This window comes from Shewanella sp. Shew256 (assembly GCF_002196695.1).
Classification (GTDB): Bacteria; Pseudomonadota; Gammaproteobacteria; order Enterobacterales; family Shewanellaceae; genus Shewanella; species Shewanella mangrovisoli.
Genome location: NZ_NAJR01000006.1, coordinates 365,703 through 385,531, shown reverse-complemented (window position 1 = coordinate 385,531; position 19,829 = coordinate 365,703). Strand labels below are relative to the sequence as shown.

At 46.9% G+C, this 19,829-nt stretch carries 19 protein-coding genes; 9 read left to right on the top strand and 10 right to left on the bottom strand.

Features of this window, described 5'->3' with window-relative positions; genetic code table 11:
- Positions 1-67: 67 nt before the first annotated feature.
- Positions 68-334, bottom strand: coding sequence for a type II toxin-antitoxin system HicB family antitoxin (locus B5P39_RS13965; protein ID WP_088211932.1), 267 nt, complete (start codon positions 332-334; stop codon positions 68-70).
- Positions 335-431: 97 nt separating this feature from the next.
- A complete protein-coding gene (locus B5P39_RS13960) occupies positions 432-848 on the bottom strand; it encodes a helix-turn-helix domain-containing protein (RefSeq protein WP_088211931.1) in 417 nt (138 codons plus the stop codon).
- Positions 849-1,005: 157 nt separating this feature from the next.
- Here B5P39_RS13960 and B5P39_RS13955 point away from each other — a divergent pair, with 157 nt between their 5' ends.
- The 5 genes from B5P39_RS13955 (at position 1,006) to B5P39_RS13935 (ending at position 9,781) form a co-directional block, all read left to right on the top strand.
- Positions 1,006-1,389 carry a hypothetical protein gene (locus B5P39_RS13955; protein ID WP_088211930.1) on the top strand — a complete coding sequence of 128 codons (384 nt, stop codon included), beginning with the start codon at positions 1,006-1,008 and terminating at the stop codon, positions 1,387-1,389.
- A gap of 558 nt (positions 1,390-1,947) precedes the next feature.
- Positions 1,948-3,516 carry a type I restriction-modification system subunit M gene (locus tag B5P39_RS13950; protein ID WP_088211929.1) on the top strand — a complete coding sequence of 523 codons (1,569 nt, stop codon included), beginning with the start codon at positions 1,948-1,950 and terminating at the stop codon, positions 3,514-3,516.
- On the top strand, positions 3,516-4,727 hold the full coding sequence (locus tag B5P39_RS13945; RefSeq protein ID WP_088211928.1) for a restriction endonuclease subunit S: 1,212 nt from the start codon (positions 3,516-3,518) through the stop codon (positions 4,725-4,727). The genes B5P39_RS13950 and B5P39_RS13945 overlap by 1 nt, the downstream gene beginning before the upstream one ends.
- Positions 4,728-4,750: 23 nt before the next feature.
- Positions 4,751-6,817, top strand: a complete 2,067-nt coding sequence (locus tag B5P39_RS13940; RefSeq protein WP_088211927.1) for an RNA-binding domain-containing protein — start codon at positions 4,751-4,753, stop codon at positions 6,815-6,817.
- A gap of 27 nt (positions 6,818-6,844) precedes the next feature.
- Positions 6,845-9,781 carry a type I restriction endonuclease subunit R gene (locus B5P39_RS13935; protein ID WP_088211926.1) on the top strand — a complete coding sequence of 979 codons (2,937 nt, stop codon included), beginning with the start codon at positions 6,845-6,847 and terminating at the stop codon, positions 9,779-9,781.
- A 571-nt stretch (positions 9,782-10,352) separates the two neighbouring features.
- On the opposite strand, the gene B5P39_RS13930 is transcribed toward B5P39_RS13935, so the two are convergent.
- The 8 genes from B5P39_RS13930 to prmA all read right to left on the bottom strand — a co-directional run bounded on the left by B5P39_RS13930 (position 10,353) and on the right by prmA (position 14,941).
- Complete coding sequence (locus B5P39_RS13930) at positions 10,353-10,865, bottom strand: YagK/YfjJ domain-containing protein (RefSeq protein WP_176399939.1); 513 nt, start codon at positions 10,863-10,865, stop codon at positions 10,353-10,355.
- A gap of 300 nt (positions 10,866-11,165) precedes the next feature.
- On the bottom strand, positions 11,166-11,417 hold the full coding sequence (locus B5P39_RS13925; protein ID WP_088211924.1) for a helix-turn-helix transcriptional regulator: 252 nt from the start codon (positions 11,415-11,417) through the stop codon (positions 11,166-11,168).
- Positions 11,414-11,653 (bottom strand): AlpA family phage regulatory protein, encoded by a 240-nt coding sequence (locus B5P39_RS13920; protein ID WP_088211923.1) that lies wholly within the window; start codon positions 11,651-11,653, stop codon positions 11,414-11,416. The genes B5P39_RS13925 and B5P39_RS13920 overlap by 4 nt, the downstream gene beginning before the upstream one ends.
- A 186-nt stretch (positions 11,654-11,839) precedes the next feature.
- A complete protein-coding gene (locus B5P39_RS13915; protein ID WP_088211922.1) occupies positions 11,840-12,064 on the bottom strand; it encodes a helix-turn-helix transcriptional regulator in 225 nt (74 codons plus the stop codon).
- Entirely contained in the window at positions 12,064-12,324 is a 261-nt protein-coding gene (locus B5P39_RS13910) for an AlpA family phage regulatory protein (RefSeq protein ID WP_023268966.1), read from the bottom strand. Before B5P39_RS13910 ends, B5P39_RS13915 begins: the two co-directional genes overlap by 1 nt.
- Before the next feature lie 269 nt (positions 12,325-12,593).
- Positions 12,594-12,899 (bottom strand): DNA-binding transcriptional regulator Fis, encoded by a 306-nt coding sequence (gene fis, locus B5P39_RS13900; RefSeq protein ID WP_006083371.1) that lies wholly within the window; start codon positions 12,897-12,899, stop codon positions 12,594-12,596.
- Between the two features lie 16 nt (positions 12,900-12,915).
- Complete coding sequence (gene dusB, locus B5P39_RS13895) at positions 12,916-13,884, bottom strand: tRNA dihydrouridine synthase DusB (RefSeq protein ID WP_088211921.1); 969 nt, start codon at positions 13,882-13,884, stop codon at positions 12,916-12,918.
- 175 nt (positions 13,885-14,059) lie between these two features.
- Positions 14,060-14,941 carry a 50S ribosomal protein L11 methyltransferase gene (prmA, locus tag B5P39_RS13890; RefSeq protein WP_088211920.1) on the bottom strand — a complete coding sequence of 294 codons (882 nt, stop codon included), beginning with the start codon at positions 14,939-14,941 and terminating at the stop codon, positions 14,060-14,062.
- A gap of 442 nt (positions 14,942-15,383) precedes the next feature.
- Between prmA and B5P39_RS13885 the strand changes: the two genes are divergently transcribed.
- From B5P39_RS13885 to B5P39_RS13870, 4 genes are all read left to right on the top strand, one after another.
- Positions 15,384-16,109, top strand: coding sequence for a fumarate reductase cytochrome b subunit (locus tag B5P39_RS13885; protein WP_088211919.1), 726 nt, complete (start codon positions 15,384-15,386; stop codon positions 16,107-16,109).
- Positions 16,110-16,313: 204 nt separating this feature from the next.
- Positions 16,314-16,985 carry a fumarate reductase cytochrome b subunit gene (locus B5P39_RS13880; protein WP_011627397.1) on the top strand — a complete coding sequence of 224 codons (672 nt, stop codon included), beginning with the start codon at positions 16,314-16,316 and terminating at the stop codon, positions 16,983-16,985.
- Positions 16,986-17,048: 63 nt separating this feature from the next.
- Positions 17,049-19,055 carry a fumarate reductase flavoprotein subunit gene (locus B5P39_RS13875; RefSeq protein WP_088211918.1) on the top strand — a complete coding sequence of 669 codons (2,007 nt, stop codon included), beginning with the start codon at positions 17,049-17,051 and terminating at the stop codon, positions 19,053-19,055.
- Positions 19,055-19,786: a fumarate reductase iron-sulfur subunit gene (locus B5P39_RS13870; RefSeq protein WP_086903871.1), complete on the top strand. Its 732-nt coding sequence runs from the start codon at positions 19,055-19,057 to the stop codon at positions 19,784-19,786. The genes B5P39_RS13875 and B5P39_RS13870 overlap by 1 nt, the downstream gene beginning before the upstream one ends.
- The last annotated feature ends 43 nt before the right edge of the window (positions 19,787-19,829 follow it).

Here is a 19,829-nt window from a genome sequence, read left to right as displayed (position 1 = left end):
ACTGGAAGCGACAGGGTCATTAAGCATGATCTCCATGCGTTCGCGTATGTAGCGTTTACAGCGAACCTCAATACGGCTCAATGATTACGTCAATAATCGCCCATGACCAGCCATGGTATTCAGGTGCCATTTTTAGCGCCTCTAGTTGGCTTGCCTGTGGCGGTGGTATTTGGCGTTCGGCCAAATCTTCGAGAAACATTTTAGCGGCCTCATGGGCGTTGTTAAGCGCTTCGTCTAGCGTGTCGCCAGCTGAAAAGCAGTTGGGTAAATCGGGAAAGGTAACCCCGTAGGCGTGTTCGTTGTCGCCAGTTTCGATGGCCACTGGATATAACATAGTCATTCCTTAGTGATTTAAGCTTAAAAACGTAGAGTCGCCAATCATCCTATAGCTATATGACAACGAGCGGCCCTTGTTATGAGGTGTTAGCTTTTTAAATGAAAAGCGCACGGGGGATATTAAAACGCGCGGCTAACTTTTGGATATGGGTAAGGCTCAATTGCATCTTGTCATTGACTATCATGGATACAGTTGCAGCATCGCCGATTTCCTCTTGAAAATCGCTATTATTTAGGCCGTGCTGAGTCATTAAAACACGCAATACTGCTGCGCCTTTATCGGTGTTATTCACCGTATCGTTAAAATCTTTGAATTCGTCGCTTTGTGCTTCGTACTCGCTAATCCTCAAGACGAGTAAGTCGAGCAACAGCCCATTCGTCTCTAGGTCGCCAATTAAATCGTCGATCAAGTTCAGAGCCGCTAAATAATCCTGTTTGCTTCGAATACCAATGATAAATGGAATTTCGGTTTCTAATTCAGCCACCAGCTGCCTTACACGCGCAATATTCATATACGTTGCCATGGATTAACCCGTCGCTAACGATTATGCGCTTTGCTTGGGGTGTTCACAAATTAAACCGAGCTAACCTATTGCGAAATAACAAAAAGGGAGCATTGTATTGATTGGCTCAGATAATTGGCACCCAAACAACGGATTGAAGGTTTAGATGACAACAGTAAGGCTGTTAGTTGATGGCGAGGTTGATGTGTTTTTGCTGGTGGCTGAGCCTCGAGGTATGCGCCGCTCTTATGAGAAGGAGATCGACGCCCCGTATGAATTCGACTCGGTCCCCCCTGAGTGTATCCGCAGTCTTTCATATATTCTTGATGGATTCATGCTGTGCGGGCATATTTCCCATGAGGGCGGGGATGCGGTTATATGCTCGATACCCAAGATGATTGGGCTTTTGCAAAGCATGGGCTACGAAGTTACCCCTGATGAAAATTATGATGCCATGGTCGAGGATGCCGCTATTCCCCTGACCGATGCGCAGTTGCGCGCAATGAAAGCTGATATGCAAAAAGAGCGCGAACAAGGAATCGTGTATTAATGAGCCGAAAGCCTCGATATCATCAGTTTGGCTGGTTGGCGTATATTTAGCTTATGGTTCCGTGCTCATTACCTGACTGTATTAAACCTTCACCACTAAGTTAACACTCTTGGTGTTACGCCTTACATCGTAGAGCTGCTATTGGGTTATACCTTAGGGGTGTTATGGCTATCTATAGTCGCAACACGTATTACCCGCAAAAGTCATGTCACTGAATATAGTGGCGTGGCTTGGAGCTCTTTGCAAACCCTGTTGAGAAAGTGCTCTTCATTAACCCCCATTAAAGCAGGCTAACAATGCGTCAGAGCGACGTAATCCGAACTTAGTCATCTACACCTTATTTCCATTATCGCGCGTCAATTCTGTTTTTAGCCGCATTTAAATTGATATTGATTGTTGACGTGGTAAGGAGGATTAATGCCCTCTTTATAACGTCAGCTTATCTATACCGTTAAGCGCTAAGTATCTTTTTGATCTCGCACTGAATACGCTAAGGAGTATTGTGTATAATCGATGCCATTATCGGTGCATAACACCCCATTTTTATACTGAGTCATCATGGTCGAACTACATCAACAAGAGCTGAAAAAGCAGCTATGGAACATCGCTAATACCCTACGCGGTAACATGTCGGCTGACGATTTTCGTGATTACATCTTAGGGCTGATTTTCTACAAATACCTGTCTGACAAACTTAATCGTTATGCTGATCATCTCCTTGAGCAAGACGGCTTGCACTTTGCTGATATTGATGAGACAAGCGCTGGCGGCAAAGAGACGTTAGACGACATTAAAAAAGAGACCCTCGATAAACTCGGCTATTTCTTTAAGCCATCCGAGCTGTTTCATGTGCTTGCCGAGCGAGGCGAAAACGGCCAGTTTATTCTTAGCGATTTGACTAATGTGCTTAACCATATCGAGCAAAGCACCATGGGCGCAGACAGCGCCGATGACTTTAATGGCCTGTTTGATGAGCTCGATTTAACTTCAAATAAGCTCGGCAAAACCCCTGATGCGCGTAATAAGCTGATCGCGCAGGTGTTAGCGCATTTAGATAATATCGACTTTCACCTTGAACACACCGAAATCGACATCCTTGGTGATGCCTACGAATACCTGATTGGTATGTTTGCCAGTGGCGCGGGTAAAAAGGCGGGGGAGTTTTACACCCCGCAAATGGTGTCTAAATTGCTTGCCAAGTTAGTGACCCAAAATAACGCAAATCTTAAAAGCGTATACGACCCTACCTGTGGCTCCGGCTCCTTGCTGCTTCGGGTCGCTAAAGAAGCTAATAATTCCGACCTTAAATTTTTCGGCCAAGAGAAAAACCCAAGTACCTATAACCTTGCCCGCATGAATATGATTATGCATGACGTGCACTATAGCCGCTTCGATATTCAAAACGACGACACCTTAGAAGCGCCGCAGCATTTGGATTTGCGTTTTGATGCCGTGGTGGCTAACCCGCCGTTTTCGGCGAGCTGGTCTGCCAGTCCCTTGCACCTTAATAACGACCGTTTTGCCGACTATGGCAAGCTTGCGCCGCAATCTAAGGCCGATTTTGCCTTTGTACTGCATATGCTCCACCAGCTTAACGACACTGGCACCATGGCGGTGGTCTTGCCCCATGGAGTGCTGTTTCGCGGCGCGGCCGAAGGTCATATCCGCCAGCACCTGATTAAAGATAAAAATTACCTCGATATGGTGATTGGCCTGCCTGCTAATATCTTTTTTGGCACCTCCATCCCCACCTGCGTACTGGTGTTTAACAAACACCGCCAAGCCGATGACAATGTGCTGTTTATCGATGCCAGCCAATACTTTGAAAAGGGCACCAATAACAACCTGATGCGCGAAGAGGATTTAGAGCGCATTTTGGACGCCGTCGCCAAGCGTGAATCCATCGCTAAATTTGCCCATGTTGCCAGCCCTGCTGAGCTTAAGGATAACGACTACAACCTTAATATCCCGCGCTATGTCGATACCTTTGAGGATGAAGACGCAGTCGATTTAGCCCAAGTGGCGAAACAGCTGGTGGCTAATGATAAATCCATGCGCGAAACCGATAAGATGATTGAAAAATTCTGTGTTGAATTAGGCATTGATAAGCCGTTTGGAGGTTTTTGATGCCTGTATCTAGCTTGCCAAGTTTAAGATTTTTCGATTTCACAGATAAGTGGTCAGAGAGCGACCTTCAAGAAGTTTCCGCAAAAAATATCTCTTATGGCATCGTTCAAACTGGAGAATACGTAGATGATGGTGTTCCTTGTATTCGTGTAATGGATTTAACTAAAGAAAAAATTAATACAAACGAATTGATCAAAACTAGTGTAGAAATTAGCCAGTCATACAAAAAGACCATTTTAGAAAAAGATGAACTAATGATCGCACTGCGTGGTGAAATCGGTCTTACTAAACTAGTTAATTCAGAACTCGAGGGCTGCAACTTGACTAGGGGGATCGCAAGAGTATCACCCAAACTTGATATTATTGACCCTCGCTTTTTAGAGTTATATTTAAATAGTGAGAGTTCTCGTGTCATATTCGATAAACGGAAAAATGGCTCAGCATTGAAAGAAATCCCTATTTCTGAGCTAAAAAAAATTCCGGTTCGTTACCCTAAGCTAAGCGAACAGCAAAAAATCGCTGATTTCCTGACCGCTGTCGATAGCAAAATTAGCCAGCTTACGGAGAAGCATCGCCTGCTTAATGAGTACAAAAAAGGCGCTATGCAACAGCTGTTTAGCCAACAACTGCGCTTTAAAGATAAGGATGGCAACGCGTTTCCAGATTGGGACGAAAAGTCTATCGGCGATATTATGAGCGAAAGTCGCGTTAAAGGTAGTGGTGGTGATATTGCAAAAAAACTGACCGTCAAAATTTGGGGTAAAGGTGTCATTCCAAAGAATGATGATGGCAGGGGGAGTGAAAATACCCAATATTACAAACGCAAAGCTGGCCAATTTATTTATGGGAAATTGGATTTTTTAAATTGCGCTTTCGCAATTATTCCTGATGATCTTGACGGTTACGAAAGTACACTCGATTTGCCAAGTTTTGATGTCTCTAGCAGTGTAAATAGATATTTCATTCTTGAATTGGTCAAGCAAAAGAAATTTTACAAACGTTTTGGGGAAATTGCCGATGGTAGCCGAAAGGCTAAGCGGATTAATGTAAACGTTTTTCAGGCTATGCCAATCATCATTCCTTCTAAAGAGGAACAAGATAGAATCATGGCTTTCTTGGGGGCGCTTGACCAAAAAGTCGCGGCCGTAGCCGAGCAAATCGAGCAAACCAAGCAATTTAAAAAAGGCTTATTGCAGCAGATGTTTGTCTAGGGCGCATTAAGGATACAGGCTGAATGACCGAAACTAATCAACCCCAAGAAATTGATATCGCCACGCTACAAGAGAGCGTTGAGCTGGAATGCAAGCTTGCCAGTGGTCGAGATGGCCAAGGCGCACTGCCCCATGATATGTGGGAAAGCTATAGTGCCTTTGCCAACACCCGTGGCGGGCTGATTTTATTGGGGGTGAAAGAAAAAAAAGGTCAGTTCAGCGTTGAAGGTATACCGCAGCCTGCGCCCTTACTTAAAAACCTGTGGGATATAGTCAATAATCCACAAAAAGTCAGTGTTAACCTGCTGAGTGAGGCTGATGTGCGCTTAGCAACACTTGAGGGCAAAACCGTGATTGCCATTCAGGTGCCGCGCGCCCCCCGTGAAAGCCGCCCTGTATTTATTAATGGCAATCCCCTTAATGGCACTTATGTGCGCCGTTATGAGACCGACCAAAAGTGCCAACAGCTTGCCATCCAGCGCATGTTAGCCGAGCAAGAAGAAGTGCGTGATAACCGGATTTTTGAGCATTTCGGTTTAGAGGATATCGATGCTGAAAGCCTGCGGGTATATCGGCAGATGTTTGTGGCGGCAAAACCGGATCATGTGTTTTTGACCTATACCGACCTTCAGTTTCTAGAGTCGATTCGGGCGTGGCGCAAAGACAGGGCTACGGGTAAGCAAGGGCTCACGTTAGCGGGCATTGTCATGTTCGGTACATGGCAGGCGCTGCAAGACGCATTACCCTCCTACGCGTTAGATTACCGCGAACAAGATGGACACAATGAGCGCTGGATCGACCGTATTTATACCGATGGTTCATGGTCGGGTAATGCCTTTGATTTTTATCGTAAGGTGTATCGCAAGCTGACTGCTGATCTCAAGGTGCCTTTTGGCCTTGTGGGCGACCAACGTATTGACCACACTCCCGCCCATGAGGCAATCCGCGAAGCCTTAGTCAATACCCTTGCCCATGCCGATTACACGGCTGATGGCAATATTTTGATAGAAAAACATCCGGATTTTATTGGCTTTCGTAATCAAGGTTTAATGCGCGTGCCAATACAAGAAGCCATTGCGGGTGGCAATAGCCAATGCCGCAACCCCGCTATTCATCAAATGTTTTTAAACATCGGCTTAAGTGAAAAGGCGGGTTCAGGCGTGCCTAACATCTACCGCAATTGTAAGCGGCAAGACTGGCAGATACCGCACCTGTATGAAAATGATGTGTTAGGCCAGACTTTGCTCGAATTGCGCATGGTGAATATTGTCTCAGATGAGCTAATTCAGCGGCTGGTGGCACGATTTGGCGCTGGCTTTAATCAATTAAGCCAGCTTAAACGCACGATTTTAATCACCGCTATGACAGAGGCGTGGTTTAACCATGAGCGTATTTGCTCGCTGACCTCTGAGCATACCCGTGAAGTGACCATTGCCTTAAGCCAGCTGGTTTCTGGCGGCTATTTAGAGTCATCTGGTCAACACAAAAGCAAGATTTATCATTTAAAAGGCATTGAGGTGCCTGCGCCTGATAATAATGCAGGCAAAAGCATTAGCTTTGTAACATCGCCTACAGACGTGCAGCTTTCGCTATTTGCGGCGGATTCGACAGCGCTTGTTACTGACGCTGAATATAGCGACACCGACGGCAATAATGATCTCGCTGTGGATATAGACAATAGAGGTCCGGACCTGACTCCGGATATCGACAATAGAAGTCCGGACCTAGCTCCGGACATGGGGAATAGTGGTCCGGACTTAGCTCCGGCTCATGAGGCCGCTTTCGATAAGCAGGCTCAACATTTATGGGCAAATTTAAAGCAAATCACACAACCGCTCCTCGGGCTGTCTGAACGAAAAAGAACTAAGGCGGCGATTGAGCAAGTGATTGTTGAACTTTGCCAAGCTGCGGAGCCGCGTTGTCTAAAGCTTGCCGACATTGCCCTTTTACTCACGATGAAGCCGGACACGCTTAGAAAAAATTATCTAAGAGAAATGGTAAAACGGCAGCAATTATATTTAGTCTACCCGACAGTGCCTAACCACCCAGAGCAGGGCTATACCACTAAAAATAATACACAACAGAACTAACACCGCTAAGGAAGGCAATACGACGCTATGGATTACCAATCAGAACAGCAACTTGAAAACAACCTAATCAAACAGCTCAGCACGCAAGGCTTTGAGGTTGTGAGCCTGCCAGATAATGCCGCGCTACTGGCGAACCTGAAAAAGCAGCTTGAGCGGGTGAATGGCATAGTGTTGTCTGATCGCGAGTTTACACAGGTGTTGGGTAAGCTTGAGGGCGGTAATATTTTTAGCAAGGCTAAGATGCTGCGCGACCAGCTCGATGTCAGCCTTGATAACGGCGATAGCTGTCATTTGACCTTGCTGTGTGATGCCCCTGAGGCGGGAAAGCCTCATCGGAATCATTTTCAAGTCGCTCAGCAAATTACCGTTAAAGGTGTTTACCTTAATCGCTACGACGTGACGATTTTGGTTAACGGCTTGCCTTTAGTGCAAATAGAGTTGAAACGCCGAGGTCTTGAGCTTAAGCAGGCGTTTAATCAAGTTAAGCGTTACCAAAAGCACTCCTATCATGCCAATCACGCGTTGTTTAATTATGTGCAGCTGTTTGTGATATCTAATGGGGTGAATACGCAGTATTTTGCCAATAACAGTGAGTTATCCGCTAAGCAGACTTTTGATTGGACCGATGTTAATAATCGGCGCATCGCTAAGTTGCCTGAGTTTGCGAGTGCATTTTTACAACCCGCTCATCTTACGGCCATGCTGTGTAAATACATCGTATTGAACGAGACGGAAAAGTGCTTGATGGTGCTGCGCCCATATCAGTTTTATGCGGTTGAGGCGATTGTTAAGCAGGTACAAAAATCTACAGAGCCCCAAGATGAACAGCGCTATCCTAATGGCTATATTTGGCATACCACGGGCTCAGGTAAGACGCTGACCTCGTTTAAAGCGGCGCAAATTATTACGTCATTAAGCGAAGTCGACAAAGTCGTGTTTGTGGTGGATCGAAAGGACCTTGATTATCAAACAGCCCTTGAGTTTAACGCCTTCTCGAAAGGCTGTGTTGATAGCACCGACAATACTAAGGTGCTGTTCCACCAGCTACTGGATAAGGCTGTGACGCCGCGTAAGGGGCAAAAGGAAAACCTCAATCGTAATACTAAGCTGGTGGTTACAACGCTGCAAAAACTCAACAATGTGGTGACGAAAAAGCGCTATCTTGATGAAATGGCCGCATTGAAACACAAGCGAATTGTGTTTATTTTTGATGAATGCCATCGCAGCCAGTTTGGCGACACCCACTTAAACATTACTCAATTCTTTAAAGCGGCTCAGCTATTTGGATTCACGGGGACGCCGATATTTACTAAAAATGCCGTTACTAAGAGATCAATCAAAAAGACGACCAAGGATTTATTTGGCGAGTGTTTGCACACCTATGTGATTGTTGATGCGATACGTGACCAAAACGTGCTTAAGTTCGCTATCGAGTATGTCGGGCGTTACCAGTACAAAGACGGCTCGAATAATAATCTCGATATTGAAGTGGAAGACATCGACACCAAGGAGCTTTTAAGCTCGCCAGCGCGCTTAGAGAAGATTACCGATTACATTATTGCGAATCACAATCGTAAGACCCATAGCCGCGCTTATAATGCCATGCTGTGCGTGTCGGGCGTGCCTGAACTCATTCAATATTATGAATTGTTCGCTAAGAAAAAGGCTGAGGGTAAGCATAACCTTAAAGTTGCAACCATTTTTAGCTATGAGGCAAACGAAGAAGAGGAATACGAACTCGGCGGTAGCGATGTGGATGAGGTGCGTGAGGTCGCCGCTAAGTATCTCAATGAAGGGCAAGCGAACAAACTACATAGCCGCGATAAATTAGAGGGCTTTATTGCCGACTACAATGCCATGTTTGGCTCTAGTTATAACACCTCCGACACAAAGCTGTTTTACGATTACTACAAGAACATTGCCAAACGGGTAAAGGCGAAGGAAATCGATATATTGCTGGTGGTCAATATGTTCTTAACGGGTTTTGACGCGCCTAAGCTCAATACCTTGTATGTAGATAAAAGTCTTAAGCAGCATGGCCTTATTCAAGCATTCTCGCGCACCAATCGATTGTTAGACGAGACAAAGTCCCACGGTAATATCGTTTGCTTTAGAAATCTTAAAAAAGCCGCCGACGAGGCGTTTACGCTGTTTTCTAATAAACAGCCTAAAGAAGACATCGAGACCCCATCCTACAACGAGTTGCTTGCTGATTTTAACAAGGCCTATGCCGCGCTATTGGCTATTACGCCAACCGTGGATGATGTTGATACTTTGCCCGACGAAGACGCACAAAAGCTGTTTGTATTGCAATTTAGGAAGCTATTACAGCTTAAGAACATGCTAAGCAACTTTGCCGATTTTGATATGGCCGAGACGGGCATGGATGAGCAAACCTTTCAAGATTTTACCAGTAAGTATGCTGACTTAAATCGCCAGATCCGCGAGAGTTCAACCAAAGAAAAAGTGTCAGTTTTAGACGATGTTGATTTTGAATTGGAGCTATTGCACCGCGATGAGGTCAATGTCGCCTATATTTTGCAGCTATTACGCGACCTTCATGATGAGGATAGCGACGAAGGCAAAATTAAAAAACGCCAAGTTATCGCCAACCTTGTAGCGGCTGATCCAACCCTCTTGAGCAAAAAAGCATTGATCGAGAAGTTTATCAATGACCACCTAGACGGCATACCAGCGGGCGGCGACGTAGAGGAAGAATTTGAATTTTTCTGGGAAAAGGAAAAGCGTCTCGCGTTAGAAGCGCTTGCTCAAGAGCAGCAGCTCAACCAAGAGCGCCTACTCAAGCTGGTGGCGCGTTATGAGTTAAGTGATGAAATGCCGCTGCGAGAGGACTTTGCCGACGCCTTAGAGACTAAGCCGACCTTATTGCAGCGCAAGCGGGTGCTACCCATTATCACGGATAAATTTAAACGCTTTGTCGATACGTTTATGTCAGGATTTTAAACCGTAATTATTTGGCCTCAGTTTTACGCTCCTTGAATGACGGTATGTGAGCGTATTACATATCGCAATGCACGGCTAAGCGACATGATAGGTATCGGTGTATGCCATTGCTGTTAATGCGTTAATGTTAGTTTTGGGGCCATTGATGTCGGCTTTTTTAAATATGATCTCTACTGATTTAACATTTTCTAAAGTGCCGCTCTGTTATGGAGCGGATTGCACTTAGCAGAAAATACTGCGTTGTGACATGCGTTCTAACCTGCATTTTGTTCCCGACTGAAAGTCGCTTTCATTACAATCCCCATACATATGCTTCGGAATTGGCTGGCTTGAGTGATCACAAAAAAGTGATCACAGGACTGTTCGTCGAATTTTTTGATCAGTTTTTAGAAATGTCTAAAGCTTAATTATTTGGAAAATAGATTTTTTACCTAGGGCGTTTGATCAGGATTGTGCATTAAAAATCTAAATATTTAAAAAGCAGAACAACGGTTAACTTTTTTTTAACATTATTTGTAGCAAAGTTACGATGAGTTGAGTAAACGAGGAGGGAGACTGAAAGTCGGCCATTTTATCGTTTATGCTTTATGCGGCTAATGAAATAACCTTTGGCGGTGCTTGGCTTACCATTTTTTGAGTCATTTTTAGCTAAATAACTAAGCCTGAATAGCGCTTTTTGAAAGGATGCAAGCGAATTACGTTTAATCTCATAGCCGCAGTTTTCGGGGAAATAGGCGTAGATATCTACAACTAAGGCCAAGGCGTGCTGCACAATGTTGAAGGTAGTATTAGTGCTATTGGCTTTATGGCCATTGAGTAACACAAAGCAGTGATAATGGCATTTGTCGTCAGTGCTGTTTTGTTCTCTTACCCAGCCGAAAACTACGGTCGATTGGTAATATGATTCCAGCGACTTAACGACAATACTTCTGAATTTACTGATTTTATGATTGTGGGGTAAGGAGTCATATAGCGAGATATCGAAGCGGATCATATAAGCCTTAGAATGCCACGACAGGAAAGCGCTAAGAACACCGTATAGCTTGTTAAGCAATGGTCGATTAATCCCTGAGGGAAATGACATAATTTTCCATACGCGGCCTTCTATTACGACGTCTACCGTTGGTGCGATACTGGGCAATATCGTAGGCTTTGTATTCGTTGAAATAGCTAAAGCAGGTTTCTTAACAAAAGCTTGAGTCATAATAATATTTAATTACCTAGTGCAAAATCGTAACCGCTCAGGCTGTAAGCCTTGTGTCATCTGGTTTTCAGCGTACTAATTTCGATTTATTCAGTTCGACAACCCGCTAGAACAGCCCAAGTTGTCTCACTTCAACTTTAAGGAAAGGGCAACGTATTGCCCTTGTATCCTCGGCTAGAGCTATCGCTTAGCTTGACGTTCCCAGTGCTGATAATCTGATAGCCTTACCATCCATTGGTTTTGGTCTTTAAAGGCTCTAGGCGCATCCTCGCCCCGTTGCAGCCAGCGCCTCACGGTTTTGGTATTTCGACCGAGTCGAGCGGCGATTTGCGCGCAGGTAAGAACACGCTCAACGGTATGAGTTAATGCGATGTACTCGCATGGTCTTGGTTTCTTTTGGCGTAGGACGTTAGCCACAGTTGATAGAGTCATTGATTGCCCTCCATTTGCTTTAGCTCTACCACGGGGCAGGCGCGCACCCATGCGACAATTTCGCTGAGCTTCCAAACGTTAGTATTCGCATTTAGCTTGATGCGCTGAGGGAATTGCCCAAGTCGCTCCAATTGAAAGGCGTGCGCTCGACTTACCGATGTAATGAATCGGCGCTGTTGTTCATTGATGACAATCTCATTGGGCTCAGATTCAGGTGTAAAGAAGGATGTATTCATTCGTCTCTCCTAGGCTTCAAAGGGTTTTTGCCGCTTGCGTCGAGGAGTTTGCTTAAGATGCAACTAAAAATTAAATTTTCGGGGATTTTAGTGTTTGATTTCAAATCTGGGCGTTGAGGGCATTGTTTACGGTTAAAAATTAATACCTATTCGCTGGTGGTTTGGCCACCAGCGTGCATAGAGGCGTTAGTGTTTTGGGGCGTTGTCTTGGCTTAACTGCCAGCGTTTAAATTCATTCGGGCACCAGCCGAGGGTGCGCCTATTACGATAGACTGGCGCGATAAGCTTTTGCGATTTAACCCATCTATGGACAGTGGCGCGACTCTTTTGCAATGCTGCGCACATGTCAGTAATGCCTATCAACGGGTTGATATCAAATTCAATTGACTGATTAACGCGATCGCTCGGCATTATTTCGCGCCTTCAATTTGGTTATTTGAGTTAACGGCCTCTCTTGATTTGACCCAATGAAGTAGCTCGGAAAGCAACCATCCTACTGAACGATTTGAGATCCTTCTGCGTCTTGGATACATGCCTTTGCGTTCGAGTTGAAAGGCCTCGGCCCTACTTATCGAAGTAATGAGACGACGCTCTTTTTCCTTAACTATACGGTCGAACACAAGCTCACTGGCAACATCTGTGTCCATCATTGCTAAATTGACGTTTGTCATTCGTTTCTCCTCGTATTCATAGCGCTTGAGTGCGCGGAAATGAATGTTGAGGGCGGCGCAAGTAAAAGCGAAATTTTAGGGCGTTTTAGTAAAAAGGCCGCATTCACGACAACTAAAAATTTTTCCATGAAATCTTTTAGGGGTGAATTTGTGAGGATAAAACGTAGAGGCAATCAAACAACGGGGGTACATATGGGGGTACATATAAGCAAAAACGGGCTTTTTCGTGAGAAAAAACCCGTTTTCTTACAACAGCCTAAGAGAAAATCTTAGTTCATGCCGTATTTCTTTAATTTTTTACGCAGAGTACCGCGGTTGATACCTAGCATGTTTGCTGCGCGGGTTTGGTTGCCGCGAGTGTGTTGCATGATGATGTCAAGCAGAGGTGCTTCAACTTCACTTAGCACCATTTCGTACACTTCTTGTGCTTCCTGACCGTCCAACTGTGCGAAGAAGTTAGTTACGGCACGCTTAACGGCGTCACGTAATAACTGGGGCTTGATAGTGCCGTTTGCGGTTTCGATTTTGCCAACGGTAAGCTGGTGAACTTCTGTGTTAGTTGTCTGATCAAACATTCTATTCTGCTCTTTATTAATTCTGTACTAATTCATCAAAATAATATTCCACTAGGGAATACTGTTCTGCAGCGGTTTCCAGCTGATTAAAGTCAGCCCGAAACTGGCGCTGATCCTCTTGGTCTAGGTACCATCCAATATGCTTTCTGGCGAAGCGGATACCCTTATATTCACCATACAAATCATAAAGTTTGGTGAGGTGTTCCAGCATCACTTGACGCTGTTCAGCCACCTCAATGGGCGCTAGCTTATTACCCGTGTCCAAGTAGTGCTGGATTTCTCTGAAAATCCAAGGCCGTCCTTGAGCACCCCGTCCTATCATCAGAGCATCGACACCGGTATAGTCCAGCACGAAGCGGGCTTTCTCCGGACTGTCGATATCCCCATTCGCGACAACAGGAATCGAGACATTCTGTTTAATTGCTTTGATGGTGTCGTACTCGGCGTTGCCTCTGTACATGCATTGTCTCGTGCGACCGTGAACGGCGAGCGAGGCGATACCACAATCCTCAGCAATCTGGGCGATTTGAACACCGTTCCTGTGTTCAGGCTCCCAGCCTGTGCGAATCTTTAACGTGACAGGTACCGTTACTGCAGCGACCACGGCTTGTAAAATTTCTTTCACTAAGGGTGGGTTTTGCATTAGGGCAGAACCGGCCAGCTTTTTATTCACTTTTTTTGCCGGGCATCCCATGTTGATATCAATGATGTGGGCACCTTGTTCGACGTTGAACTGGGCGGCCTGCGCCATTAACTCTGGATCTGCACCTGCAATTTGCACTGAGCGAATACCTTCCTCGCCGGAATGCGTCATACGCTGGCGGCTCTTATCTGTATCCCAAACTTCAGGATTCGATGAAAGCATCTCCGACACCGCTAAGGCTGCACCATAACGAAGACAGAGATTACGGAAAGCTTGATCGGTGACACCTGCCATTGGTGCCACGATCAGCTGATTCTTCAGTTGATAGGGTCCAATCTGCATTTACTGTTTCACCTTAGCTCTTCAAAGGGGCGCTATAGTAGCCCTTTTTATTGGCCGTGAAAAGGTCAATAAATGACCTAGGAGCAATTTTTTTTCTTGACTTTTTAGCCTTGAGAAGTCATCGACAAAATAAGCCTAAGCCAGTGGTGGCGCATGTTGCGCCACCCCTTTAGCGTTATTTGCGCTTACCTGTCAAGCGGCTCCAATCTTCTTTGTGAGCCGCTTCGTCCATGTCGAACCATTGGCTATAGAAGTCAGAGATTTCTTGCGCTTGCTCTTTAAGTAGTCCAGAGAGGGCTAATTTACCGCCAGATTTGACGCGCTCGGCGATAAGGGGGGCAAGTTCACGCAGTGGGCCTGCGAGAATATTGGCAACTAACACATCGGCCTTAAGATCGGCGGGTTGATCTTCTGGCAGATAAAGTGCCAATTGGTCGGCAACATCGTTACGCTCGGCATTGGCTTTAGAGGCTTCGATGGCTTGATAGTCGATATCGATACCTGTGACTTTTTTCGCGCCCAGTTTCAGCGCTGCCACGGCGAGGATGCCTGAGCCGCAGCCAAAGTCGATCACTTCTTCTTGGCTTAAATCTAAGCTATCTAACCACTCTAAACACAATGCCGTTGTGGGGTGGGTGCCTGTGCCGAAGGCCAGACCCGGATCTAAGATCACGTTTACTGCGCTTGGATCGGGGACTTCACGCCAGCTTGGGCAAATCCATAGGCGTTTACCAAATTGGATTGGGTGGTAGTTATCCATCCACTCGCGAACCCAGTCTTTGTCTTCAATTTGCTCGATTTTGTGGCTGAAGCTTTCACCTAAAAACGGCAGGGTTTTCAGCATCTCAATAGTCGGTGCTAAATCCGTGTCAGCCTCGAATAGGGCAACAACTACGGTATCTTGCCACAGAGGGGTTTCGCCCAGTTTAGGCTCAAAAATCGGGGTGTCTTTACCATCTTCAAAGGTAATAGAAACGGCGCCTTCTTCCATAAGTAAGTCGCTGATGGTTTCAGCATCATCACTGTTGGTGTTAATGCGAAGTTGGATCCAAGGCATGGGTAAAATCCTGTGGCTAGGTTTAAAAAATATCGCGCTATTGTATACCCAAACCGCGCTAATTTGCAGAATTCGGTGGCAATTTAACACCAGTAACTGTGTTTTGGTGCGCTGAGGAATTCGCGCTAATAATCTGAGGGATTTATGGTAGGAATTGAGGTTTATTTCAGCATGTACAAGGAGTTAGCTTGTCATCTTTTGGTTGTACGCAAAATCGAACCACTCGTTTCGATTTTTAATATAAAGTCATGATATATAATGGTTAATTGGTTTTACCTTTGTTTGGTTTTTACGGCTTTTTTGTGATCCTCTTCTAAGAGTTGACGCTTATCCCGTGAGTTGCCTCACGCTTTAAATCTGTGACACTCAGCCGCGTTTTTTGTTGCTGCTATGGTGTAGTTTGCAAAGAGGCGTCAACAAACCATTAAAGGGTAAAAGCAAGATGACAAGCGTAACGCGCGTTCACACTAGCGTGAAAACACAGGGGATAGGTCACCCTTGGTCGGCTAAGGCCGATAGATTACAGAGCGCGACTGGTATTATGCTGGGATGCTTTCTGTTGTTACATATGCATTTCGAGTCGAGCATTCTGCTGGGTAAAGAAGCCTTTTACCATGTGGTGCAGTTGCTCGAAGGTGGTATGTTTAGCAGTAGTGGCCATGGCTTTCCGATAGTCACTAAAGTTTTCTCAGTCTTTATGCTATTCGTCGTCATCTTGCACGCCGCCGTTGCCCTTAGACGATTTCCGGCGCAGCTTGGGCAGTGGCGAGCGTTGCGATCACACTTAGGTGGCATTAAACACCGCGATACCCATGCGTGGTTTTGGCAGTTGATCACGGGTTTTATTCTGTTTTTCCTCGTGCCAGTGCACCTCTTTACCATGATCTTAAATCCTGAAATTGGCCCACATTTATCGGCCGAGCGCGTCTATCACGATAACGCTTGGTTGCTCTATGCCTTGTTGCTACCGGCTGTGGTTATCCACGCCATGATTGGCTTATACCGAGTGGCAGTGAAGTGGGGCATCACGACCCAGCGCTCCGGCCTACGTAAACTTGCTAAAGTATTGATTATCTACTTGTTATGCCTAGGTAGCGCGAGCTTAGTTTCCTATATGTTTATCGGTAGCGAGCTAAGTGTGCCCGTGCAGCCCTACGTGCCCCATTGATTGAAACCCAATACTGCAGCGTTATCCCATGAGGAATTGGGCGCAGCAGGATTTTGTTTCGCTGCTAATATTTAAGCATTCGATTAATTATTCGCCTCCTAGTTGATCTAACTCAGGTTTTTTGATGGATTTGTGAGCGATATTAATTTTCGAGGACAACTTAATGAGCAGGGCTCACGGAGCCTGTGGCGCGAGGCGAAAGTAATGGCAATCAAACTAAGTATAAAAAAATGGAGTGCGTGGCTGGATTTAAGCCAGAGTTTGTCGGGTGTCATTCTGGCGGTGTTTTTGTGGACCCACTTAGTATTGGTGTCGTCCATTTTATTGGGTGGCGATGCCATGAACTGGGTGGCTCGCACTATGGAGCTGAGTTTTCTCTCCAGTGATGGTCATGGCTATCCCTGGGTGGTGACTTGTATTGCCGTCGGTATTGCCGCCCTAGCGCTAGTGCATGTGATTGTGGCACTGCAAAAGTTACCCATGAGTTTGCGTCAACAAAGGGCGCTGCAACAACAGATGCAAGTGATCAATCACAGCGATACTCGCCTCTGGCGTTGGCAGGCCATTACCGGCGTGGTGATCCTGTTATTGCTGCCGGTGCATTTGTGGCTGATCGGCTCGGCGCCAGAAACCATAGGCCCGCAGGGCAGTGCCGAGCGGATTTGGAACCAAGGCGTGTGGATGGTGTATCTGCCGCTATTGCTGACAGTTGAGTTACATGCGGCCATCGGGATTTACCGCGTGGCACTGAAGTGGGGCGCGGCGCGGGATCTCAATAGTCGCAGCCGTTTACGTAAAATCAAAACCATTGTGAGTATCGCGTTTGTCACTGTAGGGATTGCCTCCTTATTGGCATTTTTACCCCACGCGAGTTAAGCGAATTATAACAAAAGAGTGTTGTCCTAAAACAATAACAGCAGTACCCGTTAAGGAGCAGGCGTGAAACTGATTTATACCGATTCATTAGTGGTTGGTGCCGGATTGGCAGGCCTGAGGGTGGCCATTGCCTCTAAAGAGCGTGGGCTGGATACCTTAGTGCTATCGCTTATTCCTGCCAAACGTTCTCATTCCGCCGCAGCGCAGGGGGGAATGCAAGCAAGCCTTGGCAACGCAGTTAAAGGCATGGGCGATGATGAAGACGTGCACTTTCAAGACACTGTGAAAGGTTCGGACTGGGGCTGCGATCAAGAAGTCGCCAGGATGTTTGCCCATTGTGCGCCCAAGGCGGTACGCGAGTTAGCCAACTGGGGCGTGCCTTGGTCGCGCGTGAGTGCAGGGCCTAGGGAAGTGATTGTTAACGCCCAAAAAGTCACGTTGCAGGAAGCCGAAGAAGCCCACGGGCTGATCAATGCCCGCGATTTTGGTGGCACCAAAAAGTGGCGCACTTGCTACACCGCCGATGGTACCGGCCACTCCTTGCTCTATGCCATGGATAACAAAGCGATTTCGATGGATATTCCCGTCCATGAGCGCGTCGAAGCACTGGCGATTATCCACGACGGTCAACGCTGTCACGGGGTGATTGCCCGCTGTTTAATCACGGGCGAGTTGCGTGCCTACGTCGCGAAATCGACCACCATAGCTACCGGCGGCTATGGCCGTATTTATGAGGTCTCAACCAATGCGATTATCTGCGAGGGTATAGGTCAGGCGCTGGCGCTCGAAACGGGAGTCGCGACCCTTGGTAATATGGAAGCCGTGCAATTTCACCCCACGGCGATTGTGCCCGTGGGGATTTTAACCACTGAAGGTTGCCGCGGTGACGGTGGCTTGCTGCGGGATAAAGACGGTTATCGTTTTATGCCGGACTATGAGCCAGAGAAGAAAGAGCTAGCGTCGCGGGACGTGGTGTCTCGCCGCATGACTGAACATATGCGTAAAGGTAAGGGCGTCGATAGCCCCTATGGCCCACATTTATGGCTCGATATCACCCTGCTGGGGCGCAAACATATCGAAACTAACCTGCGTGAAGTGCAGGAGATTTGTGAGAACTTCCTCGGCATTGACCCTGCTAAGGATTGGATCCCCGTGCGCCCGACTCAGCACTATTCGATGGGCGGGATCCGCACTAAGGCAACGGGCGAGAGTCCGCAGCTTAAGGGTCTGTTCAGCGTGGGTGAAGCGGCCTGTTGGGATATGCATGGTTTTAACCGCTTGGGCGGCAACTCGCTCGCTGAAACCGTGGTTGGCGGCATGATTATCGGCAAATATGTGGCTGATTTTTGTGAAAATAATAGCCTTGAAATCGACACTCAGCTTGCCGAAAAGTTTATGCGGCAGGTACAGACTGAAATCGATACTTTAGTCGATGGTGAAGGCCACGAAAGCCCCTTCGAACTTAAGCGCGAAATGCAGCGGATTATGATGGACTACGTGGGGATTTTCCGTAACGGCCCTGAGCTTGATAAAGCGGTGACTGAGCTAAAGGCGCTGCTTGAACGCTCACGTAAACTCGGAGTTAAGTGCAAGAAACGCCACGCCAACCCAGAGCTGGTAGAAGCACTCAGGGTGAAGCGCATGCTCAAAGTCGCGCTGACCGTTGCTTGCGGCGCTGCCGCTCGTACCGAGAGCCGTGGTGCCCACGCCCGTGAAGATTATCCGCAGCGTAACGACAGAGATTGGCTCAACCGTACTCTCGCCAGTTGGCCCGATGCCGAGGCGTTGGCCCCCGTTTTAAGCTACGAGCCGCTGGATGTGATGAAGATGGAGCTGCCGCCGGGATACCGGGGTTATGGTATCGATAATGCCATTGCTCACCCCGATACCGCCAAACGCGAGCAGCAAATTGCCGAGATTTTGGCAGGACTGGGTGACGATGCCGATCGATATCAACGCCAGGCGGCGCTGATGCCCTTTGAGCTGCCACCGAGCCTACAAGCTAAAAATGAACGTTTAAGTGATACCTTACAAAGACCATCTGCCAATGCGCTAGGAGAAAAATCATAATGAGCCAAGGTCGCCAGCTAACCTTTAATATTTTTCGTTATGATCCGCAGGAGCCGAACGATAAGCCGAAGATGGTGCGTTATCATCTCACCGAAACGCCGGGGATGACGGTGTTTATCGCCCTCAATAAGCTCAGAGAAGAGCAAGATACGTCGTTGCAGTTTGACTTTGTTTGCCGTGCAGGGATTTGCGGTAGCTGCGCCATGGTGATCAACGGCTTCCCTACTTTGGCATGCCGAACGCTCACCGCCAAATATCCCAAAGGTGAAATCACTCTGATGCCATTACCAGGCTTTGAATTAATTGGTGATTTATCGGTTAACACGGGTAAGTTTATGCGCGAACTCGCCGAGCGCTTAAAGCTATGGTTACATCCCAAAGCGAATGATATCAGTATCCACCGCCTCGAGGAGCCGATGGCGCCGGAGGAAGCGGCGCGGCTCTATGAGTTAGAGCGCTGCGTCGAGTGTGGGGTTTGTGTGTCTGCCTGTGCCACTAAACAAATGCGTGAAACCTTTGTCGGCGCTGTGGGGATGATGAAAATCGCCCGCTTTGAACTCGATAGTCGCGATGCGCGTACGGCTGAAGATTTTTACCATGTGATTGGTAATCAGGACGGGGTATTTGGCTGTATGACTTTACTTGGCTGCCAAGACAACTGTCCGAAGGATTTGCCCCATATGCAGCAGATTGCCTATCTGCGCCGCAAAATGGCGATGACCTTAGTGTAATTCTATTAGCTGTTTGATTAAAAAAGTAAAGCGCCTTTTTAGG

Bases quoted from the DNA above. Each gene is read 5' to 3' on its own strand.
- fis (WP_006083371.1), bottom strand. From the start codon at position 12,899: ATGTTTGATCAGACAACTAACACAGAAGTTCACCAGCTTACCGTTGGC.
- B5P39_RS13870 (WP_086903871.1), top strand. From the start codon at position 19,055: ATGAGCCAAGGTCGCCAGCTAACCTTTAATATTTTTCGTTATGATCCG.
- B5P39_RS13925 (WP_088211924.1), bottom strand. From the start codon at position 11,417: ATGACTCTATCAACTGTGGCTAACGTCCTACGCCAAAAGAAACCAAGA.
- B5P39_RS13940 (WP_088211927.1), top strand. From the start codon at position 4,751: ATGACCGAAACTAATCAACCCCAAGAAATTGATATCGCCACGCTACAA.
- B5P39_RS13915 (WP_088211922.1), bottom strand. From the start codon at position 12,064: ATGCCGAGCGATCGCGTTAATCAGTCAATTGAATTTGATATCAACCCG.
- B5P39_RS13955 (WP_088211930.1), top strand. From the start codon at position 1,006: ATGACAACAGTAAGGCTGTTAGTTGATGGCGAGGTTGATGTGTTTTTG.
- B5P39_RS13930 (WP_176399939.1), bottom strand. From the start codon at position 10,865: ATGTCATTTCCCTCAGGGATTAATCGACCATTGCTTAACAAGCTATAC.
- B5P39_RS13885 (WP_088211919.1), top strand. From the start codon at position 15,384: ATGACAAGCGTAACGCGCGTTCACACTAGCGTGAAAACACAGGGGATA.
- B5P39_RS13960 (WP_088211931.1), bottom strand. From the start codon at position 848: ATGAATATTGCGCGTGTAAGGCAGCTGGTGGCTGAATTAGAAACCGAA.
- dusB (WP_088211921.1), bottom strand. From the start codon at position 13,884: ATGCAGATTGGACCCTATCAACTGAAGAATCAGCTGATCGTGGCACCA.
- B5P39_RS13950 (WP_088211929.1), top strand. From the start codon at position 1,948: ATGGTCGAACTACATCAACAAGAGCTGAAAAAGCAGCTATGGAACATC.
- prmA (WP_088211920.1), bottom strand. From the start codon at position 14,941: ATGCCTTGGATCCAACTTCGCATTAACACCAACAGTGATGATGCTGAA.
- B5P39_RS13880 (WP_011627397.1), top strand. From the start codon at position 16,314: ATGGCAATCAAACTAAGTATAAAAAAATGGAGTGCGTGGCTGGATTTA.
- B5P39_RS13945 (WP_088211928.1), top strand. From the start codon at position 3,516: ATGCCTGTATCTAGCTTGCCAAGTTTAAGATTTTTCGATTTCACAGAT.
- B5P39_RS13935 (WP_088211926.1), top strand. From the start codon at position 6,845: ATGGATTACCAATCAGAACAGCAACTTGAAAACAACCTAATCAAACAG.
- B5P39_RS13910 (WP_023268966.1), bottom strand. From the start codon at position 12,324: ATGACAAACGTCAATTTAGCAATGATGGACACAGATGTTGCCAGTGAG.
- B5P39_RS13965 (WP_088211932.1), bottom strand. From the start codon at position 334: ATGTTATATCCAGTGGCCATCGAAACTGGCGACAACGAACACGCCTAC.
- B5P39_RS13920 (WP_088211923.1), bottom strand. From the start codon at position 11,653: ATGAATACATCCTTCTTTACACCTGAATCTGAGCCCAATGAGATTGTC.